Annotated in this window: 7 protein-coding genes; 4 read left to right on the top strand and 3 right to left on the bottom strand. The window is 72.5% G+C overall.

Annotated features, from left to right (window positions below):
• The 3 genes from AB0J52_RS20075 to AB0J52_RS20065 all read left to right on the top strand — a co-directional run.
• The coding region (locus AB0J52_RS20075; RefSeq protein WP_500183113.1) for a methylmalonyl-CoA mutase family protein at positions 1–323 on the top strand (323 nt) is incomplete at its 5' end.
• Positions 324–345: 22 nt separating this feature from the next.
• Complete coding sequence (locus AB0J52_RS20070; RefSeq protein WP_500183112.1) at positions 346–1,077, top strand: helical backbone metal receptor; 732 nt, start codon at positions 346–348, stop codon at positions 1,075–1,077.
• A 27-nt stretch (positions 1,078–1,104) separates the two neighbouring features.
• Entirely contained in the window at positions 1,105–3,366 is a 2,262-nt protein-coding gene (locus AB0J52_RS20065; RefSeq protein ID WP_500183111.1) for a TerD family protein, read from the top strand.
• Positions 3,367–3,512: 146 nt separating this feature from the next.
• Here AB0J52_RS20065 and AB0J52_RS20060 read toward each other — a convergent pair whose 3' ends face one another.
• Positions 3,513–4,664 (bottom strand): acyl-CoA dehydrogenase family protein, encoded by a 1,152-nt coding sequence (locus tag AB0J52_RS20060; protein ID WP_500183110.1) that lies wholly within the window; start codon positions 4,662–4,664, stop codon positions 3,513–3,515.
• 234 nt (positions 4,665–4,898) lie between these two features.
• Here AB0J52_RS20060 and AB0J52_RS20055 point away from each other — a divergent pair, with 234 nt between their 5' ends.
• Positions 4,899–6,002 carry a calcium:cation antiporter gene (locus AB0J52_RS20055; protein WP_500183109.1) on the top strand — a complete coding sequence of 368 codons (1,104 nt, stop codon included), beginning with the start codon at positions 4,899–4,901 and terminating at the stop codon, positions 6,000–6,002.
• 452 nt (positions 6,003–6,454) lie between these two features.
• Here AB0J52_RS20055 and AB0J52_RS20050 read toward each other — a convergent pair whose 3' ends face one another.
• Both AB0J52_RS20050 and AB0J52_RS20045 read right to left on the bottom strand, forming a co-directional pair.
• Positions 6,455–6,787 carry a DUF3099 domain-containing protein gene (locus tag AB0J52_RS20050; RefSeq protein WP_500183108.1) on the bottom strand — a complete coding sequence of 111 codons (333 nt, stop codon included), beginning with the start codon at positions 6,785–6,787 and terminating at the stop codon, positions 6,455–6,457.
• A 199-nt stretch (positions 6,788–6,986) separates the two neighbouring features.
• On the bottom strand, positions 6,987–7,499 hold a 513-nt coding region (locus tag AB0J52_RS20045; protein ID WP_500183107.1), incomplete at its 5' end, for a metallopeptidase TldD-related protein.

Raw genomic sequence — 7,499 nt, 5'->3', positions numbered from 1 at the left:
ACGAGCAGCGCAAGCACGACGGGTCGCTGCCGATCGTCGGCGTCAACACCTTCCGCAGCCCGGACGGGGAGCAGGAGGGCGGCAAGTCGCTGGAGCTGGCCCGCGCGACCGAGGACGAGAAGCGCTCGCAGCTGGACCGCGTCCGCGCCTTCCAGAACGAGCACCGCGACGGCTCCGAGGCGGCGCTCGCCGCGCTGAAGGACGCCGCCCGGTCCGGCGAGAACGTCTTCGCGGTGCTGATGGACGCGGCGCGCGTGTGCAGCCTCCAGCAGATCACCGACGCCTTCTTCGAGGTCGGCGGCCAGTACCGCCGCAACGTCTGAGGGCCCGGCGGGCATGGCGGGCATGGCGGCCGCGAGGCGGATCGTGTCGCTGGTGCCGTCGCTGACCGAGTCGGTCGCGGCGACGGCGCCGGAGGCCCTGGTCGGGGCCACCGACTGGTGCAGCCATCCCGCCGGACTCGACGTCACGCGGGTGCGCGGCACCAAGAACCCCGACCTGGAGGCCGTCCGGGCGCTCCGGCCGGACCTCGTGCTCGCCAACGCCGAGGAGAACCGCGCGCCCGACCTCGACCTGCTCCGCGCGGCCGGGCTGCGCGTCTGGGTGACCGACATCCGCACCGTGGACGACGCGTTCACCCAGCTCCGCGCGATGCTCACCGACGGCTGCGGGCTGGACGTCCCGGCCTGGCTGGAGGAGGCCGAACGGGCCTGGGCGTCCGTCGAGCCCGCGTCGCCGCCGCTGCGCGCGGTCATCCCGGTGTGGCGGCGGCCGTGGATGGTCGTCGGCCGCGACACCTTCACCGGCGACGTCCTGCGCCGCCTCGGCGTGGAGAACCTCTACGCGGACCATCCCGACCGCTACCCGAAGATCCCCGTGGGGGAGCTGAACGCCGCGCGGCCGGACCTGGTCGTCCTGCCGGACGAGCCGTACGCCTTCACCGCCGAGGACGGCCCCGAGGCGTTCCCCGGCGTGCCGTGCGCGCTGGTCGGGGGCCGCCACCTCACCTGGTACGGGCCGTCCCTCGCCGAGGCCCCGCGGGTGCTGCGCGGGCAGCTGGAAAACCCGATGGTCTAGCCGGGCCCGGTTTGCCACCATGTCCGGATGAAGACCGACCTGGAGGCCCTCGTCGTCCGCCACACCCGGCGCGTCCCGCTTCCGCCCGGGCCGGCCGGGAACAGCCCGGCCGGGGACGGCGCGGGCATGGCGCGGCGGTTCGACGCCGCGCTGATGGCCGTCGGGTTCAAGCTGTCCGGCGACCTGCTCGCCGCGCTGTCCCGGCTGGACGGCCAGACCGTGGTGAGCCTCGCCGTGCGGACGCTCGCGACCGTCCGGGAGATGGTCGGCGACCACGTCCGGCACAACACCTACTTCATCGACTTCCCGCGCAACGTCCCGGACACCTTCGAGTTCTGGATGGACTGCGTCCGCGCGACGTTCTCCGAGCCCGCCGACCGGACCAAGGCCGAGACCGCGCTCAGCGAGGGCACGCTCGACCTGCTCACGCTCTCCACCTACGGGAGCTACCAGCACACCTACGAGCAGATGCTCGCCCGGCACGACGAGCTGGCGGCGTCCGCCCGCGACCGGGTGACCGTCCTGCACCTCGGCGGGGACCTGGAGAGCGAGGCCACCGGCCTGTACCTCGCGCTCGGCGGGAGCGCCACCCCGCTGAACGAGGACGACGCCCGCGACCTCGCCGTCCTCGCCGTGCACTGCGTGCACGGACCGCAGCCGGAGCAGATCCCGGTGCGGGAGATCCGCGCCGTCATCAACCGCGCGCGCCTCGAGGCGGGCGGCGAGCCGCTGCTCGACACCGTCACCGACGTGCTGCGCCTCGCCTGCGCGCTCGCGGGCGGCGACGTCACCCTCCAGGAGCCGACCCGCTTCCCCGCCTTCCCGCGCCGGACCCGCCGCGCGCTGCTCGGCGGCCTCGACCGGGTCGTCGCGCGGAATCCGGCCAAGCTCGCCGACACCGGCGTCCACGCCGAGCGCTGGAAGCGCCTCGGCGAACGGCTGCACCCGCACGAGTACCCGCGCTGGCCGCACGCCGCCGACGTGTTCGCCGTCGCGCGCGGGGACAAGCCCGCGCCGACCCCGGACGCCCGGATCGAGGCGCTGCTCGCGGCGGGCGACGTCCTCGGTGCGGTAGAGCTGCTGGCGACCATGCCCGGACGCCTGTTCCGCGCCCTGGACCGGCTCCTGCGCATGCCGCTGCTCCCCGGCGAGCAGGAGGCCGTCCTCACCGCCGCCGAGCGCACTGCGAAGGACGTGTCCGGACGCGTGCTGCTGTCCGTCCGCGAGCACCTGGCCAACCGAGCGAAGCCCGCCGCCCCGGACGTCGAGGACGCCCCGGACGGCCGGAAGGCGAAGCGGAAGAGCAAGGCCAAGCGGAACCGCCCGCAGCGCGTGTTCGTGAACCGCCGCGGCCGCGCCTGGGCGGCCCTGGAGACCCGCGGTCCCCTCCCCGAGCCGGTGCGCGAGCGCCTCACCGCCCTCCTCGACGCCGAGGTCGCGCGCCGCCTGCCCGCCGAGGGCCGGCTGCTCGTCGACCCGGACATGCTGGACGTGGCGCTCCCGCTCAGCGGCCGGGCCGCGGCCGGGGGCTTCGCCGTCCTGCCGCGCGGCTCGCGCTCGCGCGTCGAGGGCGAGGTGCTGCGGTTCTTCATGTACTGGCGGCAGCGCGGGGCGATGACCGACTACGACCTCTCCGCGCTCATGCTGTCCAGCGGCTTCGGCTCCCCGGCCTGGATCTCGTTCACCAACCTCAGGGACGGGGCGGGCGCGCACTCCGGCGACATCACCAACGCCCCGGAGGGCGCGAGCGAGTTCATCGACATCCGGCTCGGACGGTTCGAGCGCACCTACGTGCTGCCGCAGGTGCACATCTACGGCGGTGAGGGGTTCGACCAGGTCGAGGAGTCGTTCTTCGGCTACATGACCCGCGACCCCGAGCAGGAGGGCCGTCCGTACGAGCCGCACACCGTCCGCATGAAGTCCGATCTGCGCGGTCCCGGCCGGGTCGCGCTGCCGCTGGTCTTCCAGCGGAACGAGGACGGCACCTGGACGGCCCGCTGGCTGCACCTCTACCTGACGGGCAGCCCCGCCTACAACCAGGTCGAGAGCAGCCACGTCAGCGTCACGGCCCTGCTGCGCGCCTTCGTGGACCGCGAGTACCTCACGGTCGGGCACCTGGTCGAGCTGATGGCGGCACGGGGCGCCGAGGTCGTCCGCTGGGACGCCTCCTCGCCCGCCGCCGCGGACGGGCGCCCGGTCACCTACCTGGGCCTGGAACGCCCCGAGGGCCTGCCGGAGGGGACGCGGGTGATCACGCCGGAAAACCTGCGTGACCTCATCCCGGTCTGAGTGTTAGCGTGATCGCGGTGAGGCCATGAGGGGGCTTCCTTCTCACCTTTGCTCCTAGTCCCCTCGCTCTCCTCACCACCTGCCTTCAGGAACCGGGCGCGTCCCTTGCCGGACGCGCCCGGTTCGTTTTCTCCCGGCTCGGCGGGTCAGACCTTCATGTCCTTGGCGATGATCGTCTTCAGGACCTCGCTGGTGCCGCCGTAGATGCGCGCGACGCGCGCGTCGGCGTACAGGCGGGCGATGGGGTACTCCAGGATGTAGCCGTAGCCGCCGTGCAGCTGCAGGCACTTGTCCACCACGCGGGCCTGCGCCTCGGTGCAGAACAGCTTGGCGACGGCGGCGTCGGCGGGGGTGAGCTCCCCGGCGTCCAGGGCCTCGATGCAGCGGTCGACCAGCGAGCGGGCCGCCTCCACCTCGGTCTGGCACTCGGCCAGCACGAACTTGGTGTTCTGGAAGGACGACACGGTCTTGCCGAACACCTGGCGCTGCTGGACGTAGTCCTTGGCGAAGTTCACGGCGGCGGCCGCCGAGGCGTAGGAGCTGAGCGCGATGCCCAGGCGCTCCTCGGCCAGGTTGTGGGTGAGGTACTCGAAGCCCCGCCCCTCCTCGCCGAGCAGGTCCTCCACCGGCACGCGGACGTCGGCGAAGGACAGCTCGGCGGTGTCGGACGAGCGCAGGCCGATCTTCTCCAGCTTGCGGCCGACCGAGTAGCCCTCGCTCTTGGTGTCCACGACGAGGATGGACAGGCCCGCGCGGCGGTTCTCCGGGGTCGCGGGGGAGGTGCGCGCGACGACCAGCATCCGGTCGGCGAGGACGCCGCCGGTGATGAAGGTCTTGGCGCCGTTGAGGACGTAGTGGTCGCCGTCCCGCCGGGCGGTGGTCGCGATGCCCGCGAGGTCCGAGCCGGTGCCGGGCTCGGTCATCGCGATCGCGAACATCGCGTCGCCGGCGACGAACGCGGGCAGCCAGCGCTTCTTCTGCTCCTCGTTAGCGTACTTCAGCAGGTAGGGCAGGCAGAGGTTCACGTGGACGCTGTAGCCGCCGAAGCTCACCCCGGCGCGCGCGCACTCCTCGGCGATGACCGCCTGGTACTTGAAGCTGGTCTCGCCCGCGCCGCCGTACTCCTCGGGGACCTGGATGCCGAACACGCCCAGCTCGCCGAGCTGCCGGTAGAAGTCGCGCGGCGGGTGGCCGGCGTTCTCCCACTCCTCGTAGCGCGGCGCGACCTCGGCGTCGATGAACGCCCGGATGGTCTCCCGGAACGCCTCGTGGTCCTCGTTGAACAGCGTACGGCGCACGGCGCGGCCCCTCTCTCGGCGGTCTGTCCGCTCCCGGCGGTCCCTCGGGGGACGTCCGGGGCGCATCTTCGAACAGGATTCTAGTTACGGGCGGGACCGGCCCGCGCACGCGGGTCCGGAGGAGGGCCGGGTCCTCCCGGCGAACCGGAAAATTTACTGGACGAAAGCCGTAAAACCCCTGTCCACCAGCGCGGACCTTGGTGGACGCCGGGAGTGAGCGGGCACTATCCGTACATGATCGCTGTCGCTGGGCGAAGGATCACCTGGACCGGGGTGATGCCGTGGCTGGGGCTGCTGGCGCTGGCCGCCACCTGGGGGCGGGCGCTGTCGTACCCGGTGGCGGCGCTCGTCGGCCTGCTGATGTGCGGGGCGGTGCTGGCCGCCGTCCACCACGCGGAGGTGGTCGCCCACCGGGTCGGGGAGCCGTTCGGCTCCCTGGTGCTCGCCGTCGCGGTGACCGTGATCGAGGTCGCGCTGATCGTCAGCATGATGGTCTCCGGCTCCGGCGGCAAGGCCGCCACCCTCGCCCGGGACACCGTGTTCGCCGCCGTGATGATCACCACGACCGGGATCGTCGGGATCTCGCTGCTGGTCGGGGTCGTCCGCCGGCACACCGTCGTGTTCCACGCCGAGGGCGCGGGCGGCGCGCTCGCCAGCGTCGCGACCCTGGCGACCCTCAGCCTGGTGCTGCCGACCTTCACCAGGGGCCGCGCCAGCAACGAGTTCACCCCGGCCCAGCTGACCTTCGCGGCGGTGGCCTCGGTGGTGCTGTACGGGCTGTTCGTGCTCACCCAGACCATCCGGCACCGCGACTACTTCCTGCCGGTGGACCGCGGCAGCGGCGAGCTCATCGAGGAGGACCGGCACGCCGCGCGGCCCTCCGGCCGGGCCACCCTGACCAGCCTCGGGCTGCTGCTGATGGCCCTGGTCGGGGTGGTCGGGCTGGCGAAGGTCGAGTCCCCGACGATCGAGTCGGTGGTGGCGTCGGCGGACCTGCCGCAGGCCGTGGTCGGCGTGGTGATCGCGCTGCTGGTGCTGCTGCCGGAGACGATCGCGGCGGTCCGGGCCGCCGCCCGGGACCGGCTCCAGATCAGCCTGAACCTCGCGTTCGGCTCGGCGCTGGCGAGCATCGGGCTCACCATCCCGGTGATCGCGGTCGCGTCGATCTGGCTGTCCGGGCCGCTCAAGCTCGGCCTGGAGCCGGTGCACATGGTGCTGCTGGCGATCGCGGTCGTGGTGTCCATGCTGACGGTGGTCCCCGGCCGCGCGACCCTGCTCCAGGCGGGCCTGCACCTGGCGGTCTTCGCCAGCTTCCTGTTCCTCGCCGTCAGCCCCTGAGGCGCGGCAGAGGCCCGGCAGAGGCCCGGCAGAGGCCCGGCAGAGGCCCGGCAGAGGCGCGGCGGACGGAGCGGGACGAGCAGGACGAGTCAGACGCGGCGGAAGTTCAGCGGGAAGGGGTTTCGGTCGCTGGCCTGATGCGGCCGACGTTGGGCCTTGCCTCCCGGCCGGCGGACCGCTAGCCGCGGCTCCGCGCCTGGTGAGGCCTCACTTCGCCGGCAGGACGCCCCAAAGCGGGCCAAAGGCCGTCCCTGCAGGACGGCATGGGATCATCCGCGAAGGGCCTGGAGAAAGTAAAAGCGACGCCGGGTGGATACGGGGGCAATCCACCCGGCGTCGCATCATCGGTGTTCCGACGGGGGCCCGGAACACCGGCACGGGCGCCCCGACGGGGGACCAGAGCGCCGGTACAAATCGTACACCGAAACCCCCCGGCCCGAGTCAAGAGAATGTCACGACCCGATTTCTGGTCGATGTCCGGAAACCTCATTGCGGTCATGGTCGCCAGGGCCGTCGAACCGCGCCCGGGACACCGGCTCGCGCCCGCCGTTGGCGACCACCACGCTGATGTAGGGCAGGAAGACCGCACCGACCACGAACAGGCCCACGACCCACAGGGGAGCGCCCGCCACCCCGCTGAAGACCGCGCCGAGGAAGCAGACCGTGCGGATGCTCATGGACAGCAGGTACCGCTTCTGGCGGCGGCTGATGTCCTCCGACAGCGGACGGGGAGCGTTGGTGACCGTGTAGACGACCTGCGGCCCACGCTGGTGCTTGACCTTCACGATTTAACGTTAGTCCCCCTATCGCCGAACAGCGACACCAGGTCAGGCAAAACACCCCGCTGATTCTGAATGAATCCTGAAGAAAGCCCCAACGGGCACGAAAGGGCGACCTCAACGCCCTGAGAGGCCCCTGAACGCGCCGGCGGGCGGCCCCGGAGCAGGGGGCCGCCCGCCGGCCGGGCGCCGGACCGGAACCGCGTCAGGACGCCTGGGAGACCGTGGACATGTTGAAGTCCGGCACCCGCACGGGCGGCATCGCCGTCCGCTGGAAGTAGTCCGACCACTCGCGGGCGAGCGTCGGGACGGACCCGCCTACTTCGGCGAGCCGGCCGAGCAGGTCCACCGGGCTCTCGTTGAACCGGAAGTTGTTCACCGCGCCCACGACCTCGCCGTCCTCGACCAGGTAGACCCCGTCGCGGGTGAGGCCGGTGAGCAGCAGCGACTGCGGATCCACCTCGCGGATGTACCACAGGCAGGTCAGCAGCAGGCCGCGCCCGGTGCGGGCGACCATGTCCTCCAGCGTGGCGTCCGCGCCGTCCGGGCCGGACATGAGCAGGTTGTCCACCGGCGGGGTGACCGGCAGCCCGGTGGCCTCCGCCGACCGGCGGGTCTGGGCCAGCGCGGCCAGCGTGCCGTCGCTGATCCAGTCGGTGGCCGCGAGCGGCAGCCCGTTGTCGAACACCGACTGGGTGCGGCCCGAGGCGTGCGCCAC

The organism is Spirillospora sp. NPDC049652 (assembly GCF_040675125.1).
In the GTDB taxonomy this organism is placed as follows: Bacteria; Actinomycetota; Actinomycetes; order Streptosporangiales; family Streptosporangiaceae; genus Spirillospora.
This window is presented reverse-complemented; position numbering and strand designations above follow the sequence as displayed.